The sequence below is a fragment of the Elusimicrobium simillimum genome (assembly GCF_049639735.1).
Lineage (GTDB): Bacteria > Elusimicrobiota > Elusimicrobia > Elusimicrobiales > Elusimicrobiaceae > Elusimicrobium > Elusimicrobium simillimum.
Map to the genome: position 1 here is coordinate 1,472,925 of NZ_JBEVVA010000003.1, position 15,561 is coordinate 1,488,485.

Consider the following 15,561-nt stretch of genomic DNA (forward strand, 5'->3'; position numbering starts at 1 on the left):
CAGACGTTAATTTTACAACATAGTAAAAAATTTGTTAAGATATGGAAGTTTAAGGTAATAAGTACTTAAACATCTTTTCTTATGAAAAAACAACTTAAAAAAGAATATAAAAAAGCCACGTTAGAACTTTCTAACGGGATAAAGATGGAAGGACGCCTTATAGGAGCCCCGGCTGCTGTAAGCGGTGAGATGGTTTTTTCCACCGGTATGCTGGCCTACAGCGAGGCCATGACAGACCCTTCTTATCTCGGACAAATTTTAGTTTTTAGTTTTTCATTAATTGGAAACTACGGCATCCCCTCCCTTTCGGAAGGGGATTTTTTTAGTACTACGGGCCACGAAAGCGAAAGTATAAAAACGCAGGGCATAATAGTGTCAGACACGTTTGACGACTGTTTTCACTACGAAAAAGGCAAAAACCTGCAAACCTGGATGGTCGAGAACGGCGTGCCCGGCATAGCGGGCGTAGACACACGCTACCTGGTACAAATGATACGCGACTCCAAGGGCCCACTGTTCGGCCGCATCGTGCCCGAGGGCAAAGCGGAGTATAACAATACAAAGTTTGACTTTCTTAAGCATTTTAAAAAGACGGACTTTGTTAACCCTTCCAAATACAATCTTATGCCGTCAGTCTCAGTCAAAGAACCCGTTAAACTTGGCAAAGGCAAAACAAATATAGCGCTGCTCGACTTTGGTGTAAAGCGCAACATTATCCGCCTGCTTGTTGAACAGGGCTGCACCGTCACGGTTTACCCGTGGGATACAGATTTAACCAAAGTTAAAACAGACGGCTGGGTGCTTAGCAACGGCCCCGGCGACCCCGCTAATACCGGCGACGTTATAGCCCGCGTAAAAGGCCTGCTTAAAGGCAAAACCCCGGTGCTTGGCATATGCCTGGGCCACCAAATACTGGCACTTGCCGCCGGCGCCAAAACCAAAAAACTTACCCGCGGCCACCGCAGCCTTAACCAGCCTGTGTTTGACGTTAAAACCAAAAAAGCTTTTATAACCAGCCAAAATCACAGCTTTGAGGTAGACAAAAAACATTTACCTAAAGACTGGGTTATTTGGTTTGAAAACGCTAACGACCTTAGCGTAGAAGGTTTAAAACATAAAACCAAACCTTTTATGTCCACACAATTCCACCCGGAAGCCTCCGGCGGCCCTAACGACACCGCCTGGATACTTAAGGACTTTATCGGTCTAGTTAAAAAAGGGGTAAAAAATAATATGCCTATCTTAAACTTCTTACAACCTAAAAAAGGTAAAAAACAAAAGGTGCTGCTGCTTGGTTCGGGCGCGCTTTCCATAGGCCAGGCGGGCGAGTTTGACTATTCAGGCTCTCAGGCTATAAAAGCCTTGGAAGAGGAAGGGCTGGAGGTTATAGTACTTAACCCCAACATAGCCTCTGTGCAGACAAACCCCGCGCCAAATAAAAAAGTTTATCTTTACCCCGTTACGCCCTTTTGGATAGAAAAGATAATTAAGGCCGAACGCCCCGCAGCCATAATAGCGGGCTTTGGCGGGCAAACATCGCTTAATTGCGTAATAGAATTAGAAAATAAAGGCATACTTAAAAAGTACGGCGTTAAAGTTTTAGGCACACAGGTGCCGTCTTTAGAAATGTCTGAAGACAGAGATTTATTTTCTAAACGCATGGCGGAGATTGCGGTACCCACCCCCCCAAGCAAAGCGGTGGAGACAGTGGCCGACGCTTTAAAAATAGCCAAGCAAATAGGCTACCCAGTTATTACCCGCAGCGCCTACGCGCTTGGCGGCCTGGGCAGCGGCTTGGCCGAAACACCGGAACAGCTGGAAAAATTAGCCCTTTCCGCGCTCACATCCAGCCCGCAGATTTTGATAGAAAAGTCTCTCCACGGCTGGAAAGAGATTGAGTATGAAGTTATGCGTGACTCACGCGGCAACTGTATTACCATTTGTAATATGGAAAACTTTGACCCTATGGGCATACATACCGGCGACTCTATAGTTATAGCGCCGTGCCAAACGCTTAATAATAAAGAAAATAATATGCTGCGCGACGCCGCGCTTAACATTGTTAAAAGCATAGGCGTAGTGGGCGAGTGTAACGTACAGTTCGCGCTCTCTCCTTTTACGCTGGAATATTATGTTATTGAAATTAACGCCCGCCTTTCACGCTCCAGCGCTTTAGCCAGTAAGGCTACAGGCTACCCGATAGCGTTTGTGGCGGCCAAAGTGGTGTGCGGGTTTGAACTGTTGGAACTTAAAAACCCCGTTACGCAGACAACATCAGCTTTTTATGAGCCGTCTTTAGACTATGTCACCCTAAAAGTACCCCGCTGGGACCTTAAAAAATTCAGCGGCGTATCCAAGGAGCTTGGCACGCAAATGAAGTCAGTTGGCGAAGTAATGTCCATAGGCAGAAACTTTTGCGAGGTTACCCAAAAGGCCCTTCGCATGGTGCAGGAAGACGAAGAAGGCATAACTAAAGATATTTTTACGGGCTCCCCCGACAAAGAACTGCTTAAAGAACTTTCTAACCCTACAAACCTAAGAATATTCGCCATATACGAACTTTTTAAAAGGGGTTACTCCGCCAAGGAAGTGCACAACAAAAGTAAAATTGAACCCTGGTTTTTAAGCCATCTTTTTTACTTGGCCAAACTTGAGGGCGAGTTAAGAACATTTTTCAAAGGCGCTAAAGTGCCAAAGAAACTTACGGCTAAAGATATAGAAAAACACTTCTCAGCCGCTGATAACGAATACCTAAGGCGTTTAAAAAGCAGAGGGTTTTCTGACTACCAGCTGACAAAAGTTTTTCTTACAACAGTAATGCCCAAGCAGAAATTTACCGTTAAAGAAATTAACGCTTTATCACTGGGCCTAAGAAACCTGCGTAAAAAACGCGGCGTTACTCCTGTTGTCAAACAGATTGACACCACGTCTGCCGAGTATGCCACCAAGTCCAACTACCTTTACCTTACATACGACGGCACGCACAATGACATAAGCACGCCTAAAAAAGGCAAAAGCGTTGTCACGCTGGGCTCGGGCTCTTACCGTATAGGCAGCAGCTTGGAGTTTGACTGGTGCTCCGTCATGACCAGCAGGTATTTTAAACAGCAAAAAGACGACAGTATTATTATCAACTGCAACCCCGAAACAGTGTCAACTGACTTTAACACCTCTGACCGCTTGTATTTTGAAGAGCTGTCTTTTGAGCGTGTTATGGATATTATAGACATAGAGTCCCCCAAAGGCGTAGTGGCGTGCATGGGCGGGCAAAATCCCAATAACCTTACCCCATATCTAAGCAGTGTGGGCGTTAACATATTGGGCCACAGCTATGATACAGTAGAAAAAGCCGAGAACAGAACAAAGTTTTCCGCCATACTGGACGCCTTAAATATAGACCAGCCTAAATGGACTTCCGCCGCCTCCAGGCGTGAGGTGGACGCGTTTATTAAGACGGTCGGCTTCCCGGTGCTCATACGCCCGAGTTTCGTGCTTTCGGGCACACTTATGAACGTAGCAAGCGACCAAAAGTCACTTGACCATTACCTGTCGCTTACTAAAGACATTTCGGCGGACTACCCTGTGGTGCTCTCACAGTTTATACAGGACGCCAGAGAAATTGAGTGCGACGGCGTGGCCAAAAACGGCGAAGTTGTGGTATCGTTCATCTCCGAACACGTTGAAAACGCCGGCGTGCACAGCGGCGACGCTACCATGGTTTTCCCCGCTGAAAAAATCTACACCAAAACAGCAAATTCTATCAGAGACATAGTGCGTAAAATTGCCAAAGGGCTTAACCTTAACGGCCCTTTCAACATACAGTTTATAGCCAAAGATAATGACGTTAAGGTTATAGAATGTAACGCGCGCGCCTCACGCTCTTTCCCGTTTATCACCAAGGTATCTGGCCAGAACCTGGCCGAGATTGCCTGCAAAGTAATGAACGGCGAGAAGGTTAGCAAGATTTATGTGGACGAGTCAGAAATACCTTTTACGGGTGTTAAGGCAAGTATGTTCAGCTTCCAGCGTCTTGACGGGGCGGACCCTGTGCTAGGCGTAGAAATGGCCTCCACCGGCGAGGTTGGCTGCATAGGCGCCAACTTTAACGAGGCTATGCTGCTGGCCATGGAGTCCACCCACATCAACAGCCCCAAAAAAGGCATTTTGCTAAGCACCGGGCGTGAAAAAGATAAAATCAAATTCATGGAAGTTATTAAACAAGTCTATGCCTTCGGCCTGCCTGTTTACGCCACAAAAGGCACGGCGGATTACCTTAACCAGCACGGCTACAAAGCTACCGCAGTGCGTTACCACCACGGCACCAGCCCGCTGGATATTATTAAAGAGCGCAAAGTAGACTTTGTAATTAACGTACACAAAAGTTTGGAGCTTGGCGAGCTTGAGTATAACGCGCTTATAAGAAAAATGGCTGTTAAGTGCAATTGTTCGCTGTTGACTAACTTAGAAAAAGCTATAGCGTACTTTAAAGCGTTTGACTCACACAAAACGCTGCACGAAAAAGAAAAACTTATTCACTTGTAACATAAAAAGTCCCTATATTTAAGATTTCCTCTCCCTCTTAGGGGATAGCGTAGCATGCATATATAAAGATGCAGAGGAAGTTTTTTTGCGTTGTTTGCTGCGCAGCAGCATGCAAAAAAGCAGGTGAGGGTATTACTGGTTTTATACAATAAGTTTTTCAACATAAACCTTACAACAGAATATTTGTGTACATCACCCTCACCCGCTCGCTTTGCTCACGCCCTCTCCCCTAAAAGGGAGAGGGTAATAACTAGTTAACACGCTCGGCAGGCTTACCTCACTTTTCCTAAAAGGGAGAGGGTAATAACTAGTTAACACGCTCGGCAGGCTTACCTCACTTTTCCTAAAAGGTAGAGGGTATTGCTATATTAATTTGCCGCCGTTTTGTATATAATATTGTTATGGAAGACACTCTAAGAAGCCTGCGCGCAGACCTTAAGAGCATGACAGACGCTAAAACAATAGCCGGCGCGCAGAACTTTTTTAAAGAAGAAATAAAAATATACGGGGTTAAAATATCCGCCGTAACCCTGCTGTCCCGCAAATACTACAAAGAACATCTTAAAAACCTAAACAAAAACACAATTTTCAAACTATGTGAAAAGCTTTGGCAAAGCGGTTACATGGAAGAGGCCTTTATCGCTTGCAACTGGTCTTACTACGCCAAAGATAAATACGAAGAAAAAGACTTTAAAACCTTTGCCCGCTGGGTTAAAAAATACGTGACTAACTGGGCCACCTGCGACACACTGTGCAACCACACAGTGGCTGACCTGCTGGAAAAATACCCGCACTACATAACAAACTTAAAAACCTGGGCCAAAAGCAAAAACCGCTGGGTAAAACGCGGCGCAGCCGTTACTCTTATTTTACCCGCCAGAAAGGGTTTGTTCCTGCCCGATATATTTGAAATAGCCGATACCCTGCTTACAGACCCCGACGACATGGTGCAAAAGGGCTACGGCTGGATGTTAAAGGCCGCCAGCCAGGCGCACCAAAAAGAAGTTTTTAATTATGTTATAAAACACAAGGCCGTTATGCCGCGCACCGCCCTGCGTTACGCCATAGAAAAAATGCCGCAAAACTTAAAACAAAAAGCCATGGAGAAATAATGAGGAAATTAGCTCTTATTTTAACGCTGTTTATATCTACAGCTCTGTCCGCGCAGGAATATATACAAACGTTCCAGTCTGACATTAAAGTAAATACTGACGGCAGCGCCAATGTGACCGAAACCATTAAACTAAACGTTGAACACGTTAACATAAGGCGCGGCATCATAAGAGACTTACCTCTAAAATATAAACACAGCCGCCTTATGGACGGCGGCTTAAAATATAAAATAAATTCGCTTACCATGGACGGCGCACGCCACCCGTTTTTTATAGAACGCGAAGGCGCGTTTATAGCGGTTAACTTTGGCGACGACGATTATATCTCTAAAGGCATGCACACATACGTGCTAAACTACACCGTTACAAACACGGTAGGTTTTCATAAGGATTTTGACGAACTTTACTTTAACGTAACCGGCAACGCGTGGAATTTTAGTATAAAAAACGCCGCGGTATCAATAAAATTACCTGAGGGGGCGGAGGTTATAGAACGTGATATATCCGTCTACACAGGCCCGCGCGGCAATACCCACGGCAATTACTTAAGAACAGGCAGTTTATCTTTTCAGGCCACGCAGCCGCTGCCACCCGGTTCCGGCCTTACGGTAGCAATACCGTTTTATAAAGGCATAATAAAGGAACCGTCTTTTAAAGAAAAATCCACAATGCTGTTAATGGCAAATATAAAAGGCGCGTTGGCGTTTCTACTCCTGATATGTTCTATTATTTACTTCCGCATAGCGCACAAGAAAATATGGCGCCCGTATAAGCAGCGCCCCATAATAGCCGCCTACGAACCGCCGCCAGGCATGAGCGCGGGCTACACACGCTTTATAGCCAAAAGATGCGCAGACATGACAACATTATCCACCATAATAACCAGCCTGGCCGTTAAAGGCGCCGTGGAAATTTTTGACAAAAAAATAACACTTAAAAACCCCGACGCACCCATGCTCAGCAGCGATGAAAAGGCCGCTCTTAATATCATGTTCAAGCAAAATATTGAGCTTGATATAGCAGAAAAATCCTGGCCGACTTTTGAAAGGGTTAATAACGCTATAGAAGCTGACTACAAAACCAAAGAAAACAAACAGCTTTTTACCTCTGTATTTACAACATATTCTATGCAGATTTTAGTTGCTATAGTAATGGGTATTATTTTAGCGTTTTTAAGCTCTTTTTCCAACAGCTACGTTGTTGTAGATCCGCCGGTAATATTTTTTATAGTATACGTTTTTGCGGCGGTTATATTTATGAATACACTGCCCAAATACACTCTTGCAGGGTGGGACGTAAAGTATGATTTAGACTGCTTTGCACACTACCTTGAAATTGGCGAGGGCGGCAGAATAAGAGAGTCAGACCTGCGCGCCAACGCCGAGGTTTACTGCGACTACCTGCCCTACGCAATAGCGCTGGACATGGAAAGCAAATGGCATAAACACTTTGAGCCCATCTTAAAATCAGCCGAAGTGCAAGAAGTTGTAAACAGGCGCGGCATTGGTAAAAATGTAGGCAGAGGCCTTGTTTCATACGGCATATACTCATCGCTGCGCAAAGCAAGAAGCTCCTATATAAACGCGCAAAACAGAAGTTCCGGTTCCAGCTCCGGCGGGTGGAGCAGCGGGCGCGGCAGCGGCGGCGGTGGAAGGTCAGGCGGCGGCAGAGGCGGTGGCGGCGGCCGCGGGAGATAAAAGTTTTACATACAAAAAGCCCCGCAAATAATTGCGGGGCTTTTAACTAAGTTCCATAATAAACTTAATAGTTAATCTTTCTTATTTCAAAGTAGGCCTTGGAGTATTTGCAAACAGGGCATACTTCGGGCGCGGCCGGCGTTTCGCAGGTAAAGCCGCAGTTTATGCACTGCCATACTTCTTTACCGTCGCGTTTAAACACTTTGCCGTCTTCAATATTTTTGAACAATGTTCTGTATCTTTCCTCATGTTCCTTTTCAATTTTGGCTACTTTCTCAAAGAGGAAAGCAATGTCGTTAAAGCCTTCTTCTTTGGCGTCTTTAGCCATATTGGCGTACATATCTGTCCACTCGTAGTTTTCGCCGTTGGCGGCGTCTTCTAAGTTGGCTAATGTTGCCGGGATATCCCCGCCGTGCAGCAGTTTAAACCATAACTTGGCGTGCTCGCGCTCATTTTTGGCTGTTTCTTTAAAAATTTTAGCTATCTGAATATAGCCCTCTTCCTTAGCTTTTTTGGCGTAGTAGCCATATTTCATTCTTGCCTGTGACTCACCGGCAAACGCTATTTGAAGATTTTTTTCCGTTTTTGTTCCTTTCAGTTCTTTCATAGTTAGCTCCTCTTTTTTTCTTCGCAATTCTTACAAATACCGCGGGCTACAAACTCGCCCGACTTTATATTAAGACCTTGCTTTGCCGCCTCTTTCACTACTGCCGCGAAGTTGGCGGGCAAATCAATGTCGTAAATTGTAGAGCACTCCTCGCATATAAAATGCGCGTGTTCATATGTGTTATGATCGAAGTGCTCACTATTACCCAAGCCGCTGATGCGTCTTATCGTTCCTTCCCCCGAAAGTTGTTTTAAATTTCTGTAAACCGTACCCAGGCTAAGCTCCGGGTTGGTTGGTTTAAGCAGGCCGTAAATATGGTCCGCCGTTGGGTGCACGGCGTTGGCTTTTAAAGCTTCTAAAATTATTTCTCTTTGTTTGGAGTATCTCATAACTCACCTTATCAGTAATAGTAACTATTACTAGTATTATAAATAAATAAGCTTTTGTCAAGTCCTTACTTAAAAATAAAACCCCCTCTGCATTTAGAGGGGGTTTATCAAAATAATAAGTTACTTAATAGGTGTGTAGCCTGATTTACGCACAAGCTCTTGGCCTTGCGGCGAGAGTATCCAGTTAATCAGTTTATCCGCGTTTGGGTTGGCCAGCTTATCGGTAGTCACCGCGTAAAACTCCGCCGACAGCGGGTAAACGCCGTTCTTTACATTAGTTTCAGAAGGGTAAACGCCGTTAATCTTAAGCATTTTTACTTTATCATCGGCCACCATACTGGTTAAGAAGAAACGGAAGGAGAAGCCTACCGCGCTTTCAAAATTCCTGTACTCGGCCACTTCTTTTATTATGCCGCCCATGCCGGCGGGCGGTCCTCGGTAGGGGCTTTCATTATTTTATCGCCTTTCATCAGGTTTTCAAGGGCGGTTTGGCTGCCGCTGTTCTCAGGCCGCTGGAACGCTCTTATACGCTGCTTAGGCCCGCCAACCTCACGCCAGTTTGTAATGCGTCCGGCGTAAATATCTTTTACCTGCTGTAAGGTAAGGTTGTCCACAGGGTTTTGGATATTAACAAAAAATACAAAAGCCTCTTTGCCTATTGGGGTAAGGTTAAAAGTTACGCCAGCGTCACGCGCTTCTTTAAGCTGGCTTTCCGATGGACCCGCCACAAAAATAATATCTGTTTGCCCTTTTATTAAAGATTTATATGCGTAGGGCGTGTTGCTGCACTCTACCAGCTCGCCGTTATTGTAGCGGCTTCGGGTTGTTACGGGCCTCATGCTTAGCACTTTATCCTTGGGGTATAAAGCCTGGGCAAAGGCTGAATATATCGGGTACATGGCAGTAGCGCCGTCCAGTTTAGGCCAGTCTTTATCAAATTTAATTGTGGGCACACCGTCAAGCACGGCAACCTTTGCCCCTTCAAAAGGCCTGTAGTCTTTTAAGTCAAAATCCTGCACGGAAAGCCGCGGCGTGCTGAAATATTTGTGTTCAAGATACTCATGTGTGCCCAATACACCCGCGCATATAATAATAAGCCCGCCGTAAATTAACGCTGTGGCCACGCGGCCCCTCTTATAAAACAAAAGCATAAGGTAAGCGATAGCTGTCAGCGGCGCCATAGCCAAAACTGTAAAAATATAAAAATTATCGCCGCCAAAAGCCGCCAGTATAAACGCCCAAAAGAAAACCACCGCCATCAGCGGCAGGCCCACAATTGAAAGGGTTATTTTTATAGCTATTTTTTGTTGTTTAGTAAGTGTCATATGATTATTATATACATTATTTGGCAACAGGGCTAAAAAATGCTGTAATAATAATGTCATATATCCATAAAACCGGAGTGCCGCATGAACAAAATCGTCCAGAACTTAAAAGCCAGTATTAAAAAAACCCCTATGGTTTACGCCATAATTTTAATTTTAGTTTTAATAGCCGCCAGTACGGTGCTTAAAGTAATATTAAATTCCATGCCCAAAACCACTAAAGCGCCCAAACCGCAACCCTTTACAGTATCATACACGGTTTCATCCTTAAACCCCACCAGAGTTTATACTGATTCCGACGGTAAACAAACCATGGGCAAGCCGGATAATTTATATATAAATTTTAATGCTGACATATCCTTCCAGTCAGAAAAAGATAATAAAAATTTAGCTAAAATATCTACAACCCCCGCCCTTCAAGGCGAGTGGAAGTGGGCCGGCAGCCGCAGCCTTAGGTTCACCCCGCAAAAAGACTGGACGGCAAACCAAAAATATACGGTAAAATTACCTAAAGAAATTGTAAATACATCTGAAAAAGAAAACCCGTTAAAACTGGACAAATACGAGTTTACTTTTAACACTCCCGCTTTTACAAGAACAATTAAATCCTACCGCCTGTACCAGGACCCTACGGACCCTAAAATATATAAAGTACTTGCAGAGCTCAACTTTTCCTACCCCGTAATACCTGAGGAATTTGAAAAAACAATATCACTAAAACTGGACAAAAAAGACCTTGCTTACGAAATAGTTTATGACGAATTTAAAAGAGCGGCAAGCATAGTATCGGTACCTGTTAAAATAACGGAGGCGCCCCAGCTTGCCGTATTGGCGCTTAGCAAATTAAGTACAGCTGACGCCATAGAAAAAACTTTAGACATACCTTCCAGCTCCAAATTTTTCCGTTTAGAAGGCGTTTCATCAGACATAGTGCGCGACGCTAAAGACGACCCGCAGCAAGTACTTTTTGTTAACTTTACAGACGCTGTGAGTGAAGACGCTATAAAAGGCAAAGTAAAAGCCTACCTTTTACCCGTAACAAACAAAAATAAAAAAAACCGCAAACCGGCCGACAAACAGGAAACAGAAACCGCCTGCGTTAACCTCACACAAGAAGACTGCGACGGCGAGAACGAATGCACGGTGGGCCAGCAAATTTGCCGCAAAATTGTTGCCGTGGGCTCCTACAGGTCCTATGACGACTGGATACCCGCCGACATCACGCCCGCCATACTTGCCCAGTTACAAGAAGTTAAACTGGAAGCTTTGCCAACATCCGCCAAGTATGACAAACTGCACACTTTCCGCTACCACGTGCCCGACAATGATTCCTACTACACCCGCTACCTTTATGTAAGGGTGGACGCGCCGCTTACCTCATCCAGCGGTTTTAAAATTAAAGATATTAACTCTATTATTACAAGGCTGCCGTCGTACCCCAAAGAAGTTAAAATTGTTGGCGCGGGCAGTTTGCTGGCGCTTAGCGGCAGCAAGCAGTTGTCATTTGTCAGCCGCGGCGTGGACGGTATAAATGTAGAAATCGCCCGTGTGCTGCCGGGTAAAATAAACCATTTTGTATCACAAACAGGCGGCAATTTTCAAGACCCGTACTTTAAAAACTCTTATTACTTTAACGAGAACGATATCTCTGAAATGTTTATGGATTTTATATCTATAAACAAAAGCCAAAACAAGGCGGACTATTCCTCGCTCAATATGGATAAGTTTTTAAAAACAGGTAAAACAGGCCTGTTCCTTATAAAAGCTTACGGATACAATCCCAAAACACAAAATACAATGACAAGCTCTTTCAACAGGTTTTTGCTTGTAACAAACTTAGGTTTACTTACCAAAAAAGATATAGACGGCAATATCAGAACTTACGTCATGAATATTACCACAGGCGCGCCTGTAGCAGGGGCGCAGGTGGAAGTTATAGGGCGCAACGGCCTGCCTTTATTTAAAAAATACACCGGCGAACAAGGCTACGTTGACTTCCCCTCTTTGGGCTTATTTGATGATGAAAAAGAACCCGTAGCTTTTGTAGCCACGCTTGGCGGCGACGTATCTTTTATGCCTGTGGATTCCTATGACCGCAGCGTCAACTATTCCCGCTTTGACACCTCCGGCGTGTACTATTCTTCTTATAAAGAAAAGGGCCTCAGCGCTTTCTTATTTACAGACCGCGGCATTTACCGCCCCGGCGACAGTATAAATATAGGCGCCATAGTAAAAACGCCGGACTGGAAGTCCTTAGCGGGCGTACCCGTAAAAATAACGGTGACAGACGCCAAATCAAAAAATATTTTTGAGCGCATGGTAAGCTTAAACGCGGAAGGCTTTGCGGACTTTACTATTGCTACAGAGCCCAGCTCACCCACAGGCACGTACTACGCTTATTTTTACGATGTTACCAACGCAAAACGCCCGGTGTCACTTGGCAACACCAGCTTCCGTGTGGAAGAATTTCAGGAAGATAAACTGCGCATAACAACGCAAATTTTAGGCGGCGATAAAAAGGGCTGGCAGCCTTTAGAGGGTTTAACGGCGCAGGTAAAGCTGGAAAACCTTTTTGGCACCCCGGCCGCCGGCAATCGCATAAAGGCAGACCTCAGTATTAACCCCGTGGGCTTTTATTTCAACAAATATAAAGACTACACTTTTAACGACCCTTACAGAACGGTTAACGCCGCGCCGCAAAGCGGCAAAATATCTCTATTTGACACAACTGCCGACGAAAAGGGCACCGTCAAAAAAGATATTAACCTTAAAGACTACGCGGGCGGCACATACCGCATTACGCTTAACGCCGAGGGCTTTGAGCAAGAAAGCGGCGCCAGCGTGTACAGCTCTGACGCTATGTTAATTTCCCCCAACCGCTATTTGCTTGGCTCTAAGAGTACGGCAAACTTAAATTATTTAAAAAGAGATTCTAAAGCTACCGTAGATTTTGTAGCTGTGGACGCTGACCTTAACCAAATTGAACTGTCTAAACTTAAAACAAAAACAATACAGGTGCAGTATGTTTCCACATTAATTAAGCAGTACAACGGCACCTATAAATACCAGTCAATTACCAAAGAGGTTGAGGTTGGTACAGGCACGCTTAACGTAAGCGCAAAAGGCGCGGCGGTTACTTTGCCCACCAATGAGCCCGGCAAATATATTTTAGAAGTGTACGACGAGTTTAACCAAAAACTAAGCAAAGTAAACTTCTTTGTAGCGGGCAGCGCCAACTTAACGTACTCGCTTGAAAAGGATGCCGAACTGCTGGTAACAATAGAACGTGAAGAGGTAGAACCGGGCAGCGATATTACGCTTAATATTATCACGCCTTACACAGGCTCGGGCCTTATTACTATCGAGCGTGAAAAAGTGTTCGCGCAAAAATGGTTTACCACAACTTCCACCAGCTCACAGCAAAGTATAAGAGTACCGGCGGATTTTGAGGGCAACGGATACGTAAATATTTCTTTTATCAGAGACATTGACTCTAAAGAAATTTTTGCCGCGCCGCACTCTTACGCCGTAATACCGTTTTACGTAACCAGAAATAAAAGGATAGTTAAAATTAACCTTGACGCCCCAACGCTGGTTAAACCCGGCGACGAGCTGGAGGTTAAATACTCTACAGACAAACCGTCCAAAATAGTTGTGTACGGCGTTAATGAGGGTATTTTACAGGTGGCTGGCTACAGGCTGCCGCAGCCTTTAAACCACTTCTTTAAAAAGATGGCGTTAGAAGTAAAAACACGCCAGATTATTGACCTTATACTGCCAGACTTTAAAATGGTTAAAGCCATCAGCGCCACAGGCGGCGATGATGAAGAACTGGCCTACAGCAAAGAAATGCTAGACACCGGCCTTAACCCCTTTGCCAGAAAGCGCGATAAGCCCGTAGTGTTTTGGTCCGGCGTTATGACGGCAGACAGCACCACCCGCACATACAAATATAAAGTACCGTCATATTTTAACGGCGAGCTTAAAGTAATGGCGGTTGCCGCCAGCAGCGGCGCGGCGGGCGCGGCCAGTACGGCCACGGTATCACGCGCGCCTGTTATACTTATGCCCGGCAACCCGTTTACAGCCGCGCCGGGTGACGTGTTTGACGCTAACATAAGAGTATCTAATAACAAAAAAGATTCTGCGGATGGCAAGATAACCATTGCGCTTAGCGTATCTAAACACCTTGAGATACTTGGCGACAAAATGCTTGATTTAACAATACCTTACGGCAGCTCAGAGACTGTTAGGTTTAAAGTACGCGCCCTAGATAACCTTGGTTCCGCCACGCTTACTTACACAGCCACGCACCAAAACCCTAAGGACATTATCTCGGCCGACGCCACGCTCAGCGTGCGCCCCGCAAGTGTTTACGCTACCGTGCTTAAAACGGATAACGTAACTAAAACACCGTCGCAAATAAATAACTTCCAGCGTGATATGTACGACTTTGGCGCGGAACGTAATATTTATATATCAAACAGTCCGCTGGTAGTGGCCAAAGGTCTTGCCAATTATTTCAGGCAATACCCGCACGGCTGTACGGAGCAAATTACAAGCCAAGTGTTCCCGTTCTTGGCCTTGGCGCAAAATAATATTGTAGACAGAAAAGCTACCGAGCAAAGCTTTGCTATTGTGCAGGAACGCCTTAAAAAACGCCAGCTTAACTACGGCGGTTTTGGCGTGTGGGACACGTCTAACAGCGAGAACCAAACAGTTACCATTTACACCATGCACATGTTAACTGACGCTAAAGCGCTTGGCTACAATGTGGACGCTAACCTGCTTAGCAAAGGCCTTAGCCGCTTGGACGACTACGCCAGCAAATATCCTACCTCCGCCGCCAATGCCGAGGCTATTGCCTACTCCAACTACCTGCTTGCCAGAAACGGTAAAGTTGTTACCAACTACCTCTTACGCACAGAGGAGTACCTTGGCAAAAACCAAAAGAACTGGCAGGAAACGCTGACGGGCGCGTACATAGCCGCGTCTTACGCTTTACTTAAAGACGAGGCCAAAGCTAAAAATATAATTAACTCCTTCAAGCCTGAGGGCACAAAATATATTTTCTATTCAGACTACGACAGTTCTTCTATACGCAACGCCAAATATATGTACCTGGTTGGCAAGCACTTCCCGGAACTGCTTAGTAAAAACTCAGGCATAATAAAAGCGTTAGTAAGCGCCGTGATAGAAAATAACTACAACACGCTCTCAGGCGCCAACACCATTATGGCCTTAACCGCTTACTCAGAAGCCACGGCGGATAACGACGCTAAAATAAAATTAAGCGGCGTTACAGGTAAAGAAAAAGAAAATATCGCTCTTACCAAAGACGGCTTCCCGAAAGCGGACCTTAACGCTAAGATTAACGCTCTTACAATTGAGGACAGCGAACTTGGCCCGCTTGGCCTGTACTACATACTCACCACGCAGGGTTTTGACAAAAAACCGGCTGATGAGTCGCTGTCTAAAGGCCTTGATATAGTGCGTGAATATCTGGACGAGCAGGGCAACCCCGCTAAAGATATTACTGTAGGCCAGGACATTACGGTAAGCATAAAAATAAAAACCAGCGGCACAACAGAATACGCCAGCAATATTGCCATAACGGACTTACTGCCCGGCGCGTTTGAAATAGTATCAGGCTCGCTTACCGGCAACACAGATTACTATGACATAAGAGAAGACCGCGCTTTAATTTACACAAGCGCTAATAAAAATATATCTGAAATAAGATATAAGGTTAAAGTAATAGCCTCCGGCGATTACACGGTGCCTATGCTGCACGCCGTCGCCATGTATGATAAAGAGATTTACGGTAATGTTGCCGCCGGCAAATTAACCGTAAAACCCGCTAACTAACATTTACGGGGCACGCGGCAA

The 15,561-nt window shown here is 45.2% G+C and carries 8 protein-coding genes; 4 read left to right on the forward strand and 4 right to left on the reverse strand.

What is annotated here, in order from left to right:
* Positions 1–81 precede the first annotated feature (81 nt).
* From carB to AAIR98_RS07695, 3 genes are all read left to right on the forward strand, one after another.
* Positions 82–4,542 (forward strand): carbamoyl-phosphate synthase (glutamine-hydrolyzing) large subunit, encoded by a 4,461-nt coding sequence (gene carB, locus AAIR98_RS07685; protein ID WP_423971608.1) that lies wholly within the window; start codon positions 82–84, stop codon positions 4,540–4,542.
* Positions 4,543–4,943: 401 nt separating this feature from the next.
* Entirely contained in the window at positions 4,944–5,654 is a 711-nt protein-coding gene (locus AAIR98_RS07690; RefSeq protein ID WP_423971609.1) for a DNA alkylation repair protein, read from the forward strand.
* The gene (locus tag AAIR98_RS07695) at positions 5,654–7,351 is read left to right on the forward strand and encodes a DUF2207 domain-containing protein (RefSeq protein ID WP_423971610.1); all 1,698 of its coding nucleotides are present in this window, start codon (positions 5,654–5,656) and stop codon (positions 7,349–7,351) included. The genes AAIR98_RS07690 and AAIR98_RS07695 overlap by 1 nt, the downstream gene beginning before the upstream one ends.
* Positions 7,352–7,415: 64 nt before the next feature.
* Here the strand turns inward: AAIR98_RS07695 and rbr are convergent, their stop codons facing one another.
* From rbr to AAIR98_RS07715, 4 genes are all read right to left on the reverse strand, one after another.
* Positions 7,416–7,958 carry a rubrerythrin gene (gene rbr, locus AAIR98_RS07700; RefSeq protein WP_423971611.1) on the reverse strand — a complete coding sequence of 181 codons (543 nt, stop codon included), beginning with the start codon at positions 7,956–7,958 and terminating at the stop codon, positions 7,416–7,418.
* Between the two features lie 2 nt (positions 7,959–7,960).
* A complete protein-coding gene (locus tag AAIR98_RS07705) occupies positions 7,961–8,347 on the reverse strand; it encodes a Fur family transcriptional regulator (RefSeq protein WP_423971612.1) in 387 nt (128 codons plus the stop codon).
* Positions 8,348–8,467: 120 nt separating this feature from the next.
* The gene (locus AAIR98_RS07710; protein WP_423971613.1) at positions 8,468–8,767 is read right to left on the reverse strand and encodes a type 2 periplasmic-binding domain-containing protein; all 300 of its coding nucleotides are present in this window, start codon (positions 8,765–8,767) and stop codon (positions 8,468–8,470) included.
* Positions 8,755–9,672 (reverse strand): PstS family phosphate ABC transporter substrate-binding protein, encoded by a 918-nt coding sequence (locus AAIR98_RS07715; RefSeq protein WP_423971614.1) that lies wholly within the window; start codon positions 9,670–9,672, stop codon positions 8,755–8,757. The genes AAIR98_RS07710 and AAIR98_RS07715 overlap by 13 nt, the downstream gene beginning before the upstream one ends.
* Positions 9,673–9,756: 84 nt before the next feature.
* Between AAIR98_RS07715 and AAIR98_RS07720 the strand changes: the two genes are divergently transcribed.
* On the forward strand, positions 9,757–15,540 hold the full coding sequence (locus AAIR98_RS07720; RefSeq protein ID WP_423971615.1) for an alpha-2-macroglobulin: 5,784 nt from the start codon (positions 9,757–9,759) through the stop codon (positions 15,538–15,540).
* The last annotated feature ends 21 nt before the right edge of the window (positions 15,541–15,561 follow it).